The 14446-nt window shown below is 66.0% G+C and carries 16 protein-coding genes; 7 read left to right on the top strand and 9 right to left on the bottom strand.

The features are described 5' to 3' along the window. Nucleotide 1: 1 nt before the first annotated feature. On the bottom strand, nt 2-478 hold the full coding sequence (locus FIU89_RS15925; RefSeq protein WP_152493512.1) for a hemerythrin domain-containing protein: 477 nt from the start codon (nt 476-478) through the stop codon (nt 2-4). 177 nt (nt 479-655) lie between these two features. On the opposite strand from FIU89_RS15925, the gene FIU89_RS15920 reads away from it, so the two are divergent. The 3 genes from FIU89_RS15920 to FIU89_RS15910 all read left to right on the top strand — a co-directional run bounded on the left by FIU89_RS15920 (nt 656) and on the right by FIU89_RS15910 (nt 4055). Continuing rightward, nucleotides 656-2038 carry a DUF1800 family protein gene (locus FIU89_RS15920; RefSeq protein WP_152493511.1) on the top strand — a complete coding sequence of 461 codons (1383 nt, stop codon included), beginning with the start codon at nt 656-658 and terminating at the stop codon, nt 2036-2038. A 12-nt stretch (nt 2039-2050) separates the two neighbouring features. Beyond that, nucleotides 2051-3274, top strand: coding sequence for a DUF1501 domain-containing protein (locus FIU89_RS15915; protein ID WP_152493510.1), 1224 nt, complete (start codon nt 2051-2053; stop codon nt 3272-3274). A 61-nt stretch (nt 3275-3335) separates the two neighbouring features. Beyond that, nucleotides 3336-4055: a GNAT family N-acetyltransferase gene (locus tag FIU89_RS15910; RefSeq protein ID WP_152493509.1), complete on the top strand. Its 720-nt coding sequence runs from the start codon at nt 3336-3338 to the stop codon at nt 4053-4055. A 56-nt stretch (nt 4056-4111) separates the two neighbouring features. Here the strand turns inward: FIU89_RS15910 and FIU89_RS15905 are convergent, their stop codons facing one another. Then, on the bottom strand, nt 4112-4828 hold the full coding sequence (locus FIU89_RS15905; RefSeq protein ID WP_152493508.1) for a response regulator: 717 nt from the start codon (nt 4826-4828) through the stop codon (nt 4112-4114). Nucleotides 4829-5037: 209 nt separating this feature from the next. On the opposite strand from FIU89_RS15905, the gene mce reads away from it, so the two are divergent. Beyond that, nucleotides 5038-5442 (top strand): methylmalonyl-CoA epimerase, encoded by a 405-nt coding sequence (gene mce, locus FIU89_RS15900; protein WP_152493507.1) that lies wholly within the window; start codon nt 5038-5040, stop codon nt 5440-5442. Then, nucleotides 5442-5720: a DUF1467 family protein gene (locus tag FIU89_RS15895; protein WP_152493506.1), complete on the top strand. Its 279-nt coding sequence runs from the start codon at nt 5442-5444 to the stop codon at nt 5718-5720. Before mce ends, FIU89_RS15895 begins: the two co-directional genes overlap by 1 nt. A gap of 30 nt (nt 5721-5750) precedes the next feature. Here the strand turns inward: FIU89_RS15895 and FIU89_RS15890 are convergent, their stop codons facing one another. Then, a complete protein-coding gene (locus tag FIU89_RS15890) occupies nt 5751-6209 on the bottom strand; it encodes an Lrp/AsnC family transcriptional regulator (protein WP_152493505.1) in 459 nt (152 codons plus the stop codon). 114 nt (nt 6210-6323) lie between these two features. Between FIU89_RS15890 and FIU89_RS15885 the strand changes: the two genes are divergently transcribed. Then, a complete protein-coding gene (locus FIU89_RS15885) occupies nt 6324-6530 on the top strand; it encodes a DUF6356 family protein (RefSeq protein WP_152493504.1) in 207 nt (68 codons plus the stop codon). A 109-nt stretch (nt 6531-6639) separates the two neighbouring features. Here the strand turns inward: FIU89_RS15885 and FIU89_RS15880 are convergent, their stop codons facing one another. The 6 genes from FIU89_RS15880 to FIU89_RS15855 all read right to left on the bottom strand — a co-directional run bounded on the left by FIU89_RS15880 (nt 6640) and on the right by FIU89_RS15855 (nt 13711). Continuing rightward, the gene (locus FIU89_RS15880) at nt 6640-7254 is read right to left on the bottom strand and encodes a YitT family protein (protein ID WP_152494554.1); all 615 of its coding nucleotides are present in this window, start codon (nt 7252-7254) and stop codon (nt 6640-6642) included. Nucleotides 7255-7429: 175 nt separating this feature from the next. Next, a complete protein-coding gene (locus FIU89_RS15875; RefSeq protein ID WP_152493503.1) occupies nt 7430-9637 on the bottom strand; it encodes an NADP-dependent isocitrate dehydrogenase in 2208 nt (735 codons plus the stop codon). Nucleotides 9638-9750: 113 nt separating this feature from the next. Next, nucleotides 9751-10989, bottom strand: coding sequence for a multidrug effflux MFS transporter (locus FIU89_RS15870; RefSeq protein ID WP_152493502.1), 1239 nt, complete (start codon nt 10987-10989; stop codon nt 9751-9753). Nucleotides 10990-11068: 79 nt separating this feature from the next. Continuing rightward, on the bottom strand, nt 11069-11437 hold the full coding sequence (locus FIU89_RS15865; RefSeq protein ID WP_152493501.1) for a potassium channel family protein: 369 nt from the start codon (nt 11435-11437) through the stop codon (nt 11069-11071). 104 nt (nt 11438-11541) lie between these two features. Further along, entirely contained in the window at nt 11542-12198 is a 657-nt protein-coding gene (locus FIU89_RS15860; protein ID WP_152493500.1) for a DsbA family oxidoreductase, read from the bottom strand. Continuing rightward, a complete protein-coding gene (locus FIU89_RS15855) occupies nt 12185-13711 on the bottom strand; it encodes a class I adenylate-forming enzyme family protein (RefSeq protein WP_152494553.1) in 1527 nt (508 codons plus the stop codon). Before FIU89_RS15855 ends, FIU89_RS15860 begins: the two co-directional genes overlap by 14 nt. A gap of 67 nt (nt 13712-13778) precedes the next feature. On the opposite strand from FIU89_RS15855, the gene FIU89_RS15850 reads away from it, so the two are divergent. Next, nucleotides 13779-14402: a helix-turn-helix domain-containing protein gene (locus tag FIU89_RS15850; protein WP_152493499.1), complete on the top strand. Its 624-nt coding sequence runs from the start codon at nt 13779-13781 to the stop codon at nt 14400-14402. Nucleotides 14403-14446: the final 44 nt, after the last annotated feature.

Here is a 14446-nt window from a genome sequence, read left to right as displayed (position 1 = left end):
CTCAGTCTTCCAGGCTGTCTTCGCGCTTTTCGTCGATCAGGCCGCGTTCCTTGGATTTGCGTTTCTCGAAGCGTTCGCCGTAGCCTTCGATCTCGTCCTCGGGGATGACTTCCTGCGCGCGGGCGAAGACCTCGTCCTCTTCCTCGTCCATGTGGTGCTCGTAATCGTGCTTCAGCGTCTTGAAGCGGTTGAGCCAGCCCGGTGAGGCCATGTCGCCCTCGTTCAGCTCTTCCATGATGTCGTCAAGCTGCTGGTGTTCGTGGACCGAGTGGCGGGCGGCGTCCTGGCCCCAGGTCTTGGAGATCAGTTTGGAATAGAAGGTCTCTTCCTCGGCCGCGGCATGCGATTTGACATCCTCGTAGAACTCCTTCCACGCGGACTTGCGGTCGTCGCTGTCGCCGGAGGTGTCTTCGATCCGGTCGAGGAGGGCGCGGTGGTTGTCGTGGTCGGCGCGGATCGCGTCGTATATGCTGGGCATGGCTGGGCCTTTCGGTTGGCTGTCACACGGCAACGCGCCAGTGTCGGGCCGGTTCCCACCCGGTGGGTGGCAAACCGCCGATCGCCTCGGGTCGCGGCGCGCCGCCCGCGTGACATCTGGCGGGATCGCTCCCATATTCGATGCCGTACCGACCGTTCCAACCCGAAAGGGAGTCGTATGCCCTTCGACCCGGCCCGCGCCGCCATTCGTTTCGGATGCGGCCTGTCACCTTCGGTCGCGGCGCCCGAGACGCCGGACGCCATGCTGGCGCTGCTGGCCGGGCCCGACAAGGCTGCCGCGGCGTTTCCCACGCCGGGGTTCGAGGCCGTGCGGAAGGTTCACGTGGCGGTGGTCGATGCCAGGCGTCGCATCCGCGATGCCGAGACGCAGGAGGCGCGCGACGCTGCCGCCCAGGAACGCGCGGCGCTGGTCCGTGACCTGCGCAGCGAGGCAGCGGGTTGGTTTCGCCAGACGGTATTGCGCCGTGTGACCACGGAGGACGGCCTGCGCGAGCGCCTGGTGGCATTCTGGGCCGATCACTTTACCGCGCGCGGCAAGGGCGGGCCGCCGCGATTTGGCCAGGCAGGCTATGTCGAGGATGCGATCCGGCCGCATGTGGCCGGGCGGTTCGCGGACATGTTGAAGGCGGCGGCGACGCATCCGCTGATGCTGCTCTATCTCGACCAGACGCGATCGGTCGGTCCGAACAGCGCCGTCGTGACGACGCGCGGCCGGGAGCTTGGCCTGAACGAGAACCTGGCGCGGGAAATGCTGGAACTGCATACGCTGGGCGTGGATGGCCCCTATGGCCAGGTCGACGTGCGACAGCTTGCGCAGGTGTTGACCGGGCTTGGCTATCGGCGAGAAAAGGGGTTTGTCTTTCGTGCGAGATATGCCGAGCCGGGGCCGCTGGCATTCATGGGCCGGGACTATGGCAGCGAGGAGCCCAGCCTGAATCGCGTGATGGACGCGCTGGAGGACCTGGCGGCGCATCCGGCGACCGCGACGCACCTGGCGCGGAAACTGGCGGTGCATTTCTGCGGCGACACGCCGGATGCCGGGATGATTGCGGCGATGGCCGAGGCGTACCGCGCGCAGAACGGGCAGCTGATGCCGGTCTACGCGGCCATGCTGGAGCATCCCGCGGCCTGGTCCGAGGGCGCGGGCAACGTGAAGCAGCCGATGGATTTCGTCACGTCGGGCCTGCGGGCGCTGGATATCACGCCCCGGCATCTTCCGGCCAAACCCCGTGCGATCATGCGTCATATCATGAACCCGATGACGTTGATGGGCCAGACCTGGGGCGCGCCGCCCGGACCGGACGGCTGGCCCGAGGCGGATGCCGCCTGGATCACGCCGCAGCGCATGGCGGCGCGGCTGCAATGGGGCATGAGCGTGCCGTTCCGGATGATGCGCCTGCTGCCGGACCCGCGAGAGTTCGTCGAAACGGCCCTGGGGCCGGAGGTGCCGGAGGCGGTCCGCTTTGCCGCCCGGGCCGCCGAGACGCGGGCCGAGGGGATCGGGCTGATCCTTGCTTCGCCCGCGTTCCAGAGATTCTAGGGAGAACTGCAGATGACAGTCACTTCACGCCGTGCCTTCATGAGCCGGAGCCTGGCGCTGGGCTGTTCGCTGGCGGCCAGCCCCCTGGTAACGCCGGTGACGATGGCCAGCGGGCCGTGGGATGCACGGCTGGTGGTGATCATCCTGCGCGGCGCGATGGACGGGCTGGATGCGGTGCGCCCGCTGGGCGATCCCGGCTTTGCGGGACTGCGCGACGGCATCCCGGAGGCGGGCCCCGACCTGGACGGGTTTTTCGGCCTGCACCCGGCGCTGTCGGGCCTGATGCCGCTCTGGGAGAAAGGGGAACTGGGCTTTGCCCATGCGGTGTCGACCCCGTACCGCGACAAGCGGAGCCATTTCGACGGGCAGGACATCCTGGAAGCCGGGACCGGACCGGATGCGGCGGGCCACGCCCGGGACGGGTGGTTGAACCGGATGCTGCAGGCCATGCCCGGCATCACCCGCGAGACGGCCTATGCGGTGGGACGCGAGGACATGCTGTTGCTGACGGGCAATGCGCCCGTGGCGAACTGGTCGCCCGAGGCGGCGCTGGCGCTGAGCCCGCAGGCGCAGCGCCTGCTGGAGCGGGTGATGCATGACGATCCGCTCTTTCGCGACTCGATCGACGAGGCGATCGCGCTGTCGCGGGCCGAGGTGATGGAGATGACCGGCGGCGAGGACCTGGACGCCGGCGCGATGATGAATGCGATGCAGGACAACATGCAGCCGACGCGGGAGGCCGACCGCGTCGGCAGCATCGTGCGCTTTGCCGCCGAGCGGTTGCGGCAGGAGAGCCGCATCGCCGCTTTTTCGCTCAACGGGTTCGACACGCATGCCAGGCAGGACCGGACGCTGCCGCGCGCGCTGGACCCGTTGCAGGAGGCGGTTCTGACCCTGCGGCAGGAACTGGGCGACGTCTGGGACAAGACGGCGGTGCTGGCGCTGACCGAGTTCGGGCGGACCGCGCGCTGGAACGGCAGCGGCGGCACCGATCACGGCACCGCGGGGGCGATGCTGCTGGCCGGGGGCGCGGTGCGCGGCGGGCGCGTTCTGGCCGACTGGCCGGGGCTGTCCGAGGCGGACCTGTACCAGCGCCGCGACCTGATGCCCACGCGCGACGTGCGCGCGTTCGCGGGCTGGGCGATGCGGGACCTCTTCGGCATGGACCGCAGCGTGATCGAGCGCACGATCTTTCCGGGACTGGAGCTGGGGAGCGATCCGAAACTGACCTTGTAAGCTTTCGCTTTTCTCTTCGGTCCGGGTCTGCATAGTGTCCGCACGAAAGGACGATATGCCGATGACCGAAAAGCGCCCGGTTGGGCCCGAAATCCCGAATTGGACGGTGCCGCCCGCGCCGGACATGACGCCACTGGAAGGACGTTACGTGCGGCTGGAGGCGCTGGACGCCGACCGGCACGCGGCGATCCTGTTCAAGGCGTTCGACGGGCATGACTGGGTGTGGGATTACATGCCCGTGGGGCCGTTCGCCTCGGCGGCGCAGTTTCATCGGTGGATACGCGACGAGACGGCCAAGGACACGATCCTTTTCTATGCGATCTACGACAAGGATGCCGGCGCCTATGGCGGATTTGCCTCCTACCTGCGGATCAAGCCCGAAGCGGGGTCGATCGAGGTGGGGTTCATCGCGATGGCGCCGCGGATGCAGCGGACGCGGGCGGCGACCGAGGCGATGTTCCTGATGATGCAATGGGCGTTCGACGCGGGCTATCGCCGGTACGAATGGAAATGCGACGCGCTGAACGCGCCCTCAAGACGGGCGGCGCAGCGGTTCGGTTTCAGCTTTGAAGGGGTGTTCGTGCAGGCGACCGTCGTGAAGGGGCGCAACCGGGACACGGCCTGGTTCGCGGTGATCGACAAGGATTGGCCGGCGCTGCACGAAGCCTTCCAATTCTGGCTGTCGCCGGAGAATTTCGATGCGGAAGGCCGCCAGAAGGAGCGGCTGGCCGACCTGACCCGCCTGGTGCGCCGGGCGTCGGACCCGGCGCAGAAAGTGTAGGCCAGGCCTGAAGCGTTTCGCGATAAACCTGATGTGCAGCCTGCACGCGAAACGCTTCAGATGGCGAAGCTGCGGGTCAGCCGTGCCTTGACCATCTCGATGAGCGCCGGAACGGTCTCGGGCGTCACGCGCCCCCGCGCCCGGGCCGCCGCAAGATCGCTGGCGGCCTCGGCAAGGGCCGTGTCGTCGGCGCAGCGTGCGACACCGTCGAGGAATTGCGCCACGTAATCCAGCATCGAGCCGTCGCGGCGCTCTTCCAGCAGGTCGGCGACGCGTGTCATGTCGTCGCGATAGGCCATCGGGTCGGGGGCGATGGTGACCTGCGGTATCTCGCGCGGTCCGGTCGGGCCGAAGCTGTCGGGCAGCGCGCCGAGGACCGCCTGCTGAAACGCGCCGAGGCTGTCCAGCGGTTTTCCGAGAAAGCCATCGGCCCCGGCATTGATCGCCGCCTGGTGCAGCGGGGTATTGCCGCTGAGGGCGAGCAGGCCGCTGACCCGCGGGATGGCGGACGAAAGCTCTGCGATCAGGTCGAGGCCCGAGCCGTCGGGCAGGCCAAGGTCGACGATCACGACCGAGGGGCGATAGACCGACAGGTGGCGTCGCGCCGAGCGCAGGCAATCGGCCCGCCGGATCCGCGCGCCGCTGCGCAGGCACATCAGGCGCATCGCCTCGCAGGCATAGCGGCTGTCCTCGACCACGAGAATCGTCAAGCCGAGAAGCGGGCGTTGCGCGGTTGGTGTCTTGGTCAGGGTCAGGCTGTCAGTGTCGTCCATGGGGCTGCTCCTGGTGAGTGGCACATGCGGGAATGGGTCCCGAACAGGCTCGACGCTAAGCAGCCATGGCTAACGAAGGGTTAAGCATGCGGCAAAAATTTCGCCGAAACGGGTGCGAGGGCCGCGGGGTTGCGTCGGCGTGTCGCTTGCCCCTGCGGCGCGAGAGGCCCATAACATGCGCAGAACCTGACAGACGAAGGGAGTGCGCCATGATCGGACGCCTGAACCACGTGGCCATCGCCGTGCCCGACCTCGAGGCGGCGGCGGACCAGTATCGCACCGCATTGGGCGCCAATGTGGGCGCGCCGCAGGACGAGCCTGATCACGGCGTGACGGTGATTTTCATCGAACTGCCGAACACCAAGATCGAATTGCTGTATCCGTTGGGCGAGGACAGCCCGATCAACGGGTTCCTGGAAAAGAACCCGGCGGGCGGTATTCACCACGTCTGTTACGAGGTCGAGGACATCCTCGCCGCCCGCGACCGCCTGAAGGAAAGCGGCGCGCGGGTGCTGGGCAGCGGCGAGCCCAAGATCGGGGCGCATGGCAAGCCGGTGCTGTTCTTGCATCCCAAGGATTTCAACGGCTGCCTTGTGGAACTGGAGCAGGTCTGATGGGAATCGCGTCGGGCATCGTTCTGTTTCTGGTGATCTGGTTCATGACCTTCCTGATCGCCCTGCCGATCCGCATCCAGACGCAGGGCGAGGCGGGCACGACCGTGGACGGTACGCACAAGGGATCGCCCGAGAAGCATCACCTGCGCAAGAAATTCATCATCGTGACCGGCGTGGCGTTCGTGCTGTGGGCGATTGCGGCCTATGTCATACTGGGCGGGGTGATCACGGTGGAGGACATCGATTTCTTCGGCACCATGTCGGGGGCGCGGAACTAGCGGGTCCGGGCGCCCTTGGCGCCAAGAGGGTCATAGCGGCAGGGCCGTGGTGTCCTTGATTTCCTCCATCACGAAGCTGGCGGAGACGTCGCGCATCGGCACGCGGGCGACGAGCGTCTGGTAGAGCCGGTCGTAGTCGGCCATGTCCGCCACGCGGGCGCGGATCAGGTAATCGAGATCGCCGGTCATGCGGTAGACGCCCTGGATTTCCGGCAGGGCGCGGGTGGCGCGGGCGAAGGTTTCGAGCCATTGAGCGTCATGCTTGGCGGCGCGGACCTGGATGAAGACGGTGAGGCCGAGGTTCAGCTTGGCGGCATCCAGAAGCGTGACGCGGGCGCGGATGATGCCGGCCTCCTCCATCGTCTTGATGCGGCGCCAGCAGGCGTTGCGCGAGAGGCCGACGCGGGTGCCGATCTCCTCCAGCCCAAGGGATGCGTCGCGTTGCAGTTGGTGCAGTATTTTCCGGTCGAGATCGTCGATTTTCCACATGATGAGACAATAGTGGGAAATTTTCTCAATATACAATCAATTTGCTCAAAGATTGAGAAAACGCCTCGGGATGGCGCTGGTAGTTTGAGGCAAACCGATCAAAAGGAGTTTCCCATGCTGGCCCGTCTTTTCCTTTCCCATCCGCAGAGCGTTGATGAAACTTATGTCGAACATGCCCGGTTCGCGGGATCGTTCAGTGTTAAACTATTTGCGGCAGGGTTCTGCGCGCTGGTCCACGCCGTGTTGCCGTTTGCCTTCGAGAAGACGGCCAGCCGGATGATCGCGGAGATGTACGCCAAGACGCATGGGCGTGGGTCGTAGACCGTTTCTTGTCCCGGCCGTGTGGTGTCGCGGGGTGAAACCCCGCCCTACGGAACGTCGGGGTGCGCGCGTGTAGGTCGGGATCACATCCCGGCGTGTGTCGTGCGTGTCAGTTCGCGATGTAGCGTTTGCGGTTGTGGTTGAAGGTGATCACGAGGTTGAGCACTAAGGCGCCCAGAAGCGACCAGCCCACCACGCTGAGCGGGAAGAGGAGGGCAGCGACGGTAAAGATCACCGCGTCGGTCATCAACTGCACATAGCCCGCGCGAAAGCCGGTTTTCTCCTGCACCCAGAAGGCGACGACGCCGAGACCACCAAGCGAGCTTTTGTGTCGGAACATCGCCAGAAGGCCCATGCCCACCGTCGCGCCGAAGATCACGGCGCCGAGTGCTGGGTGCAGATGCTCGATTGTGAAGCCGAGCGGCAGGAAATCCGTCACCAGTGACAACAACCCCACGGAAACGAGCGATTTTATAGTGAATTCCAGCCCAAGCTTGCCATAGGCCAGCGCATAGAAGGGCAGGTTGATGAGAAAGAACACCACACCGAAGGACCAGCCCGAGAGGTAGCTGAGAATCACCGCCACGCCGGCGGTCTGGCCGGTGATGAGGCCCACGGTGGTCAGAATGTGGATGCCCACCCCGCAGAGCAACACGCCGAGGGCGATGCCCTGGGCGTCTTCGATCGGGGAATGGGGTACTGTGGGCGGGTCGGTGCTGTCCATCCGGGTGAGATAGGGCAGGCACCCCGTCACTTCCATTTCAGCCCGTCGTCATGCCCCTCTTGGACGGGCCGCTGCCCGATTTAGTGGCGTATCGGCAAAGGATGAACAGGTCTTGCATGAAAAAGCCGCCCCGGTGTGGCGCCGGGGCGGCCTGGATTTTCTGCTGTGGTGCCGGTTACTTGCCGATGATGCCGTTCAGCGTCGGGCTGGGGCGCATCACGGCGGCAAGACGGCCTTCGTCGGGGTGGTAGTAGCCGCCGGTATCCGCCGGGCTGCCCTGTGCCGCGGCGAGTTCCGACACGATCTGGTCTTCGTTCTCGGCGAGCGCCTTGGCCATGGGCGCGAATTCCTCGGCCAGCTTGGGGTCGTCGGATTGGGCGGCCAGCGCCTCGGCCCAATAACGGGCGAACCAGTAGTGGCTGTCGCGGTTGTCGGGCTCGCCGACCTTGCGCGAGGGCGAACGGTTGTGGTCGAGGATGCCTTGCGTAGCTTCCTCGATGGTCTCGCCGAGGATGCGGGCGCGGGCGTTGTCCTTGGTCTCGCCCAGGAACTTGAAGCTTTCGCCCAGGGCGCAGAATTCGCCCAAGGAATCCCAGCGCAGATGGTTTTCCGACTGCAACTGCTGCACGTGCTTGGGGGCGGAACCGCCGGCGCCGGTCTCGAACAGGCCGCCGCCATTCATCAGCTTCACGATCGACAGCATCTTGGCCGAGGTGGCCAGTTCCAGGATCGGGAAGAGGTCCGTGAGGTAGTCGCGCAGGACGTTGCCGGTGATCGCGATGGTGTTCTCGCCCTTGGTGATGGTTTCCAAGCTGGCGCGGGTGGCCTCGCGCGGGGCCATGATCTCGAACTTGTCGGCGACGCCTTTCGCCTCAAGCATCGGCTTCACGAAGGAAATCAGTTCGGCGTCGTGGGCGCGGCTTTCATCGAGCCAGAAGATCGCGCGGTAGCCGGTGGCATTCTGCCTTTCTATGGCGAGGTTGACCCAGTCCTCGATGGGCGCCTTGCGGGCGGAGGCGGAGCGCCAGATGTCGCCTTTCTTGACCTCGTGCGAATGCAGCACGGTGCCGTCGTCGAGGATCATCTTGACGGTGCCGTCCTCGGGGATCTCGAAGGTGGTGGGGTGGCTGCCGTATTCCTCGGCTTTTTGCGCCATGAGGCCCAGGTTCTGCACGGTGCCGGCGGTGGCCGGGTCGAGTTTTCCGTTTTCCTTGAAGAACTTGATGCTCTCGTCATAGACGGGCGCGTAGGAGCTGTCGGGGATGACGCAGACCGCATCGTGTTCCTTGTTGTCCGGGCCCCAGCCCTTGCCGCCCGAGCGGATGAGCGCGGGCATGGAGGCGTCGATGATGACGTCCGAGGGCACGTGCAGGTTAGTGATGCCGCGGTCGCTGTCGACCATGTACATGGGCGGGCGTGCCGCGCGGCAATCCTCGATGGCGGCCATGATCTCGGCGTCGTCCTTGACGCGCTCCAGCAGGTCGCCCATGCCGGAGGCGGGGTTCACGCCCAGTTCCTTCATCCGGTCGCCGTATTTCTCGAATACCGGCTTCAGCCATTCCTTGACCGCGTGGCCGAAGATGATGGGGTCGGAGACCTTCATCATGGTGGCCTTCAGGTGGATCGAGAAGAGGACACCCTCGTCCTTGGTCTTCTTGATTTCCTCGGCGAGGAAGGCATCTAGCGCGGCGGCGCTCATGTAGGTGGCGTCGACCACGGTGCCGGCGGGATAGCTGACACCGTCCTTGAGGACGGTTTCGCCGTTGGCGCCTTCCAGCACGATCTTAACGGTTGCGGCGCCGTCGAGCGTGGCGGATGTCTCGTTCGAGAAGAAGTCGCCCGACTCCATCGAGGCGACGCGCGTCTTGCTGTCAGAGGACCATTCGCCCATGCGGTGGGGGTTGTTCTGGGCGTATTTCTTGACCGGCGCGGCGGCGCGGCGGTCGGAGTTGCCTTCGCGCAGGACGGGGTTCACGGCCGAGCCCTTGATCGCGTCGTAGCGGGCGCGGACCTCTTTTTCTGCGTCGGTTTCCGGCGTCTCGGGGTAGTCGGGAATGTTATAGCCCTGACCCTGAAGTTCGCGCACGGCGGCGACGAGCTGCGGCACGGAGGCCGAGATGTTGGGCAGCTTGATGACGTTGGCGCCGGGTTGCTTGACCAGTTCGCCCAGGGCGGCGAGGTCGTCGGAGACGCGCTGCTCGTCGGTCAGGTGATCGGGGAAGGTGGCGAGGATGCGGCCTGCCAGCGAGATGTCACGGGTGCCCACGGTGATGTCGGCGGCGGTGGCGAAGCTTTGAATGATGGGCAGGAGGGACGCGCTGGCCAGTTCGGGGGCCTCGTCGACCTTGGTGTAGACGATATCGGGGTTGGAGGTGTCGGCCATCGGAAATACCTTTCGATCAGGACATGACAAAGCGTGAGTCTTGCGCGCGTCATAGACCATGATTGCGGTTTTGACCAGACGGTATGCGACAGTATACCGATTAAATTCCGGGCTCAGTGCGGCGGGCTCTGCTCTCGGTCGAGCTTGCGCATGAACTGCGTCAGCAGGAGGGCGAGGCTGGCGAAGATCGCGACGCCGATCAAGAGGGGCAAAGGCGTGCCGTTGAAGGCAAGGCCCACCGGGACGGCCAGCAGGATGGAGCCCACCGTGGCCAGGCCCGCCGTGATCGACGCGGCCATGCCGGCGATGTGGCCCAGGGGTTCGAGCGCCAGGGCGTTGAGATTGCCTAGCGTCAGGCCGATCTGGAAGAATACCGTGACCTGCCAGACGAAGTAGAGCGGGAAGCTGCCGAACCCTGCGAGGAAGGCGGCGAGCACGACGAGGGTCAGCCCGGCCTCGATCATCAGGGCCATCTGGATCAGGCGGCGCATTCCCAGACGCATCACCAGCGCGGCGTTCACCACGCTGCCCAGTGCCGCGACGGCGGCAATGGCGGCGAACCAGAAGGGAAACTCCTCGGCCCGGCCATACGTCACATCCATGATCTGCTGAATGGAGCTGATGGATGAAAAGAGCATGGCGAAACAGAGCGTCTGCACCGCCATCGAGAGACGCACCATGGGATAGCGGAAGACCTCGGCGGCGGCGCCCAGCAGCTTTTGCGGGCGGAAGGCGACGCGGCGGTCGTGGGGCAGCGGCTCGGCCAGGCGGGTGGCCATCCAGAGCACGCTGATGCCGGAAAAGACGAGGAAAGAGACGAAGATGCCGCGCCATTCGTAGAGCGCGATGATGCCGGCCCCGGCCATGGGGGCGATGGCCGGGACGAGGGTGAAGACCAGCATGATGAAGCTCATCAGCCGGGCCATTTCGCGGCCCTTGTAGAGGTCGCGGATGATGGCCATGGCCACGACCCGCGCCGCGGCGGCGCCCAGCCCCTGAAGCACGCGGGCGGCCAACAGGGTTTCCAGTGTGGGTGCCAGAAGCGCCAGAACGGCACCCGCGCAATAGACGCCCGCGCCCCAGATAATGACCCGCTTGCGGCCATAGGCATCCGACAGCGCGCCGACGAAGAAGGTGCCGACGCCCAGGCCCAGCACGAAGCTGCCGATCACCAGCTGCGCCTGGTTGGGCGCGTCGGGCGACAGCTCGGTCCCGATGGCGGGCAGGGCGGGCAGCATCGCGTCGATGGTGTAGGCGACCGTGGCCACCAGCATCGCCATCATCGCCACGAATTCGGCCCGCCCCATGACGGGCGTGGTGGCAGTGGCGGGATGGTCGGTGGGGGCGGTCATGCACGGGCGCTATCACGGCGCCGGGATGTGCGCCAGAGCGGGATTTGCACAGAAGTCCCGCCGTTTTCGCACAGGTGCCTCAGTCGCCGGGACGGCGGTCGATATTGGCTTGCGCGCCTTCTTCGTCCGAGGGCCGGGGCGGGCCGTGATGCAGCTTGCCCACCAGCCATTCGGTGTGTTCCTCGCGCTTGCGCATGGCGAATGCGCCGATCTGTTGCACGGCGATGGCGAAGACGCCTAGGCCCACGAAGATGAAGATCGTCGTGCCGATCTTGCCCGCGGCCGTGGCCGGAACCAGGCTGCCGTAGCCGACGGTGGACAGGGTAATGACGGTGAAGAAATAGCTGTCGAGCCAGCTCCAGCCTTCGACCAGATGGAAAAAGACGGTGCCGCCGAGGATGATGGCGGGCAGGGTCGAGAGAAGCAGGAGAAGTCGCAATCCGCGCATGTCAGCCCTCGTGTCGGTGTCGCCGGTCCCAAAGGAACAGGGATGCGGCGTCGATGGCAAGGGGGCAGGCGGGTGCCGGGCGTCATGCCACAGGCGGGGTGTGCTCAGATGGCGGTGTCTTCGCCGCTTTCAAGATTCTCGACGATCTCGTCGATGACCTTGATCCAGAGGTCGGGAGGCTGACAGCCCGGCACGGCGTGCTTGCCCGCGACGATGAAGCAGGGCACGCCGGTTATGCCCATTTCGCGGAAGGCCTTGTCGCGGCCCGCGATGCCCTCGATATCGGCGTCGGAGGCCAGCAGTTTCTGCACCACGGCGGCGTCCATCTCGGTGCTGTCGGCGATATCGCCCAGAACTTCGGGATCGCTGATGTCGCGCCCGTCCTCGAAATAGGCGCGGAAGAGCGACATGGCGACTGCCATCTGGCGGCCCTCGATGCCCGCCCAGTGGATCAGGCGGTGGGCGTCCATGGTATTGGGCGTGCGGGTGATCTTGTCGAAATTGATCGTCAGCCCTTCGGCCTCGGCCCGTTCGGCAATGGGGGCGTAGGCCTGGACGGCACCCTCCTTGCCGCCGAATTTACGTTCCAGGTACTCTCGCCGGTCCATGCCTTCGGGAGGCATGTCGGGATTGAGCTGGAACGGGTGCCATTCGATCTCGAACGGGTGGCCGGGGCGTTCGGCCAGCGCCTTGTCGAGGCAGGCCTTGCCGATATAGCACCACGGGCAGATCGGGTCGGAGACGATATCAAGCTTGACCATGCAGGTCCTTGTAGATCGGCCGCAGGGCGCGGCGCAGGAGTTTTCCGTTGGCGCCCGTGGGCAGCGCGTCGAGGTGAAAGAACGCACGGGGGCGTTTGTAGGCAGCCAGGTTGTCGTTGACATAGGCCTTGAGCGCGTCCTCGGCAACCGGGGCGGGGGCGGTGTAGAAGGCCATGATGAGGCGGGCGTCCTGCTTGACCTCGATCTCGGTCACGGCGGATTGGGTGATGTCGGGATGGGCGTTCAGGACCGCCTCGACCTCCATCGGCGACACGCGGAAGCCGCCGGCGTTCATCATGTCGTCGGAGCGCCCCAAGTAGGTGATATCGCCGTCGGGAGACATGACGCCCTGGTCGCCGGTGAGGAACCAGTCGCCCTGGAAGCGGTCGGCGGTTTCCTCGGGCTCGTTCAGGTAGCCCAGCATCAGGCCGGGGTCGGAGCGGTGGATGGCGATGGTGCCTTCCTCGCCCACGGGCACGGGGCCGTCCGCGCCGATCAGCGCCACCTTGCGGCCCGGTTGCGGGCGGCCCAGCGTGCCGGGCGCTGCGGGGTGATCGGGGCAGCCCGAGATAAAGGTGGAGCATTCGGACATGCCGTAGGCTTCGAAAAGCGGCGTGCCGGTCGCCTCGCGCCAGTGGGCGTCAATGGTGGCCGAGAGCTTTTCGCCCGCTGTCAGGCCGTGGCGGAGTTTCGGCAGGTCGAGCGTCTTGCCGGGCGTGACGAATTTGCGGAAGACGCCGGGGGCGGCGGCGAAGATGGTGGCGTCGTGGCGCTTCATCAACAGGGGCAGCTGGTCGGGCGTGACGGAGGTGGCGGGGATGAGGGCGGTGGCGCCTGCCGTCCATGGATCCATCAGGCCGGTGCCGAGCGTGTAGGTCCAGTTGAAGGCGCCTGCGTGCATCAGGCGGTCCTGTTCGGTGAGGCCGTACCAGCCGTCGACCATCATCTGCCGCGCCCAGATGGCGCGGTGGGCGTGCATCACCGCGCGCGGTGTGCCGGAGGTGCCGGAGGTGTAGATGATGTAGGCCAGCCGGTCGGGGTCGCCCATGTCGAACGCGGCCGGGGCGTTGTCATGCATGGCGCGCAGGGCATCGGTGCCGATGACGGGGATATCCGTGTCGGGGCAGGGAATGGCGTCGCCCCGCAGGATGGCTTTCGGTTCCGTGGTCTTGAGGATGCCCGCGACCTCGCGCTCGGTCAGTTGCGAGGAGGTGGGGATCGGCACGAGGCCCACGGCGATGGCGCCGAGATAGGCGATGGGGAAGTCGACGGTGTTGCCGAGGCGCATGAGCACACGGTCGCCGGGTTGAAGGCCGTGCTCCAGCAGGCCCGCGCCGGTGCCGAGGACGGCGGATTTCAGGCGCGCGAAGCTGTAGCGTTCCGACCCCGAGAGCCCGAGGATGGCCAGGGCCACCTTGTCCGGCAGGTCGTCCGCGCGGCGCAGCACATGGGCCGCGAGGTTGAACGGCGCGGGGCAGGGCGGAAACGCGGTGGTGTCGGTCTGGGAGCGCATGGAGCGGAGGATTAGGACCGCCACGGCGAAGTTGCAAGCCATGGCGGCGCTGCGTATAGCGTAGGACATGGAAGACAGATCGCCCGTGAGCTTGATCAGGCTGGCCCGCGAAAGCGGGGAAGAGGAAGCGGCCCAGCCGCTGAACCTTGCCGAACGGGTGCGCGATTTGCGCAAGTCGCGGGGCTGGACGCTGGAACAGGCGGCCCGGCAGGCGGGGCTGGCGCGGTCCACCCTGTCGAAGATCGAGAACGGGGTGATGTCGCCCACTTACGATGCCTTGAAAAAGCTGGCGGTGGGGTTGGAGATTTCCATTCCGCAGCTCTTCACGCCGCCGCAGCGCGAACAGGTGAGCGGCCGGATGGCGGTGACGCGGGCCGGGCAGGGCACGGCGCAGGCCACCACGACCTATGAGCATGAGCTGTTGGGCGAGGCTTTGCTGAAGAAGCGGATGCTGCCCTATCGCGCCCGCATCCGGGCCCGGTCGGTCGAGGAGTTCGACGGCTGGGTGCGCCATGACGGCGAGGAGTTCATGTATGTCCTGACCGGGGTTGTCCGGCTCTACACCGAGTTCTACGAGCCGATCGAGATGCGCCGGGGCGATAGCGCCTATTACGACGCCACGATGGGCCATAACGTGGTGTCGGTAAGCGACGAGGATGCGACGATCCTGTGGGTGACATCGCTGGGGTGATGCCGATGTGCATAGGGTCGGCGCGTGGGCTTTCGCCCACCCTA

Origin of the sequence: Roseovarius sp. THAF27, assembly GCF_009363655.1 — a bacterium.
Lineage (GTDB): Bacteria > Pseudomonadota > Alphaproteobacteria > Rhodobacterales > Rhodobacteraceae > Roseovarius.
The sequence above is the reverse complement of the archived record's forward strand: the minus strand, read 5'-3'. Positions and strand labels throughout refer to the sequence as shown.

What these genes read in the sequence shown, in the direction of transcription:
- FIU89_RS15920 (WP_152493511.1), top strand. Translation starts at nt 656, where the DNA reads ATGCCCTTCGACCCGGCCCGCGCCGCCATTCGTTTCGGATGCGGCCTG.
- FIU89_RS15860 (WP_152493500.1), bottom strand. Translation starts at nt 12,198, where the DNA reads ATGGTCAAGCTTGATATCGTCTCCGACCCGATCTGCCCGTGGTGCTAT.
- mce (WP_152493507.1), top strand. Translation starts at nt 5,038, where the DNA reads ATGATCGGACGCCTGAACCACGTGGCCATCGCCGTGCCCGACCTCGAG.
- FIU89_RS15905 (WP_152493508.1), bottom strand. Translation starts at nt 4,828, where the DNA reads ATGGACGACACTGACAGCCTGACCCTGACCAAGACACCAACCGCGCAA.
- FIU89_RS15910 (WP_152493509.1), top strand. Translation starts at nt 3,336, where the DNA reads ATGACCGAAAAGCGCCCGGTTGGGCCCGAAATCCCGAATTGGACGGTG.
- FIU89_RS15895 (WP_152493506.1), top strand. Translation starts at nt 5,442, where the DNA reads ATGGGAATCGCGTCGGGCATCGTTCTGTTTCTGGTGATCTGGTTCATG.
- FIU89_RS15925 (WP_152493512.1), bottom strand. Translation starts at nt 478, where the DNA reads ATGCCCAGCATATACGACGCGATCCGCGCCGACCACGACAACCACCGC.
- FIU89_RS15865 (WP_152493501.1), bottom strand. Translation starts at nt 11,437, where the DNA reads ATGCGCGGATTGCGACTTCTCCTGCTTCTCTCGACCCTGCCCGCCATC.
- FIU89_RS15890 (WP_152493505.1), bottom strand. Translation starts at nt 6,209, where the DNA reads ATGTGGAAAATCGACGATCTCGACCGGAAAATACTGCACCAACTGCAA.
- FIU89_RS15915 (WP_152493510.1), top strand. Translation starts at nt 2,051, where the DNA reads ATGACAGTCACTTCACGCCGTGCCTTCATGAGCCGGAGCCTGGCGCTG.
- FIU89_RS15855 (WP_152494553.1), bottom strand. Translation starts at nt 13,711, where the DNA reads ATGCGCTCCCAGACCGACACCACCGCGTTTCCGCCCTGCCCCGCGCCG.
- FIU89_RS15885 (WP_152493504.1), top strand. Translation starts at nt 6,324, where the DNA reads ATGCTGGCCCGTCTTTTCCTTTCCCATCCGCAGAGCGTTGATGAAACT.
- FIU89_RS15875 (WP_152493503.1), bottom strand. Translation starts at nt 9,637, where the DNA reads ATGGCCGACACCTCCAACCCCGATATCGTCTACACCAAGGTCGACGAG.
- FIU89_RS15870 (WP_152493502.1), bottom strand. Translation starts at nt 10,989, where the DNA reads ATGACCGCCCCCACCGACCATCCCGCCACTGCCACCACGCCCGTCATG.
- FIU89_RS15850 (WP_152493499.1), top strand. Translation starts at nt 13,779, where the DNA reads ATGGAAGACAGATCGCCCGTGAGCTTGATCAGGCTGGCCCGCGAAAGC.
- FIU89_RS15880 (WP_152494554.1), bottom strand. Translation starts at nt 7,254, where the DNA reads ATGGACAGCACCGACCCGCCCACAGTACCCCATTCCCCGATCGAAGAC.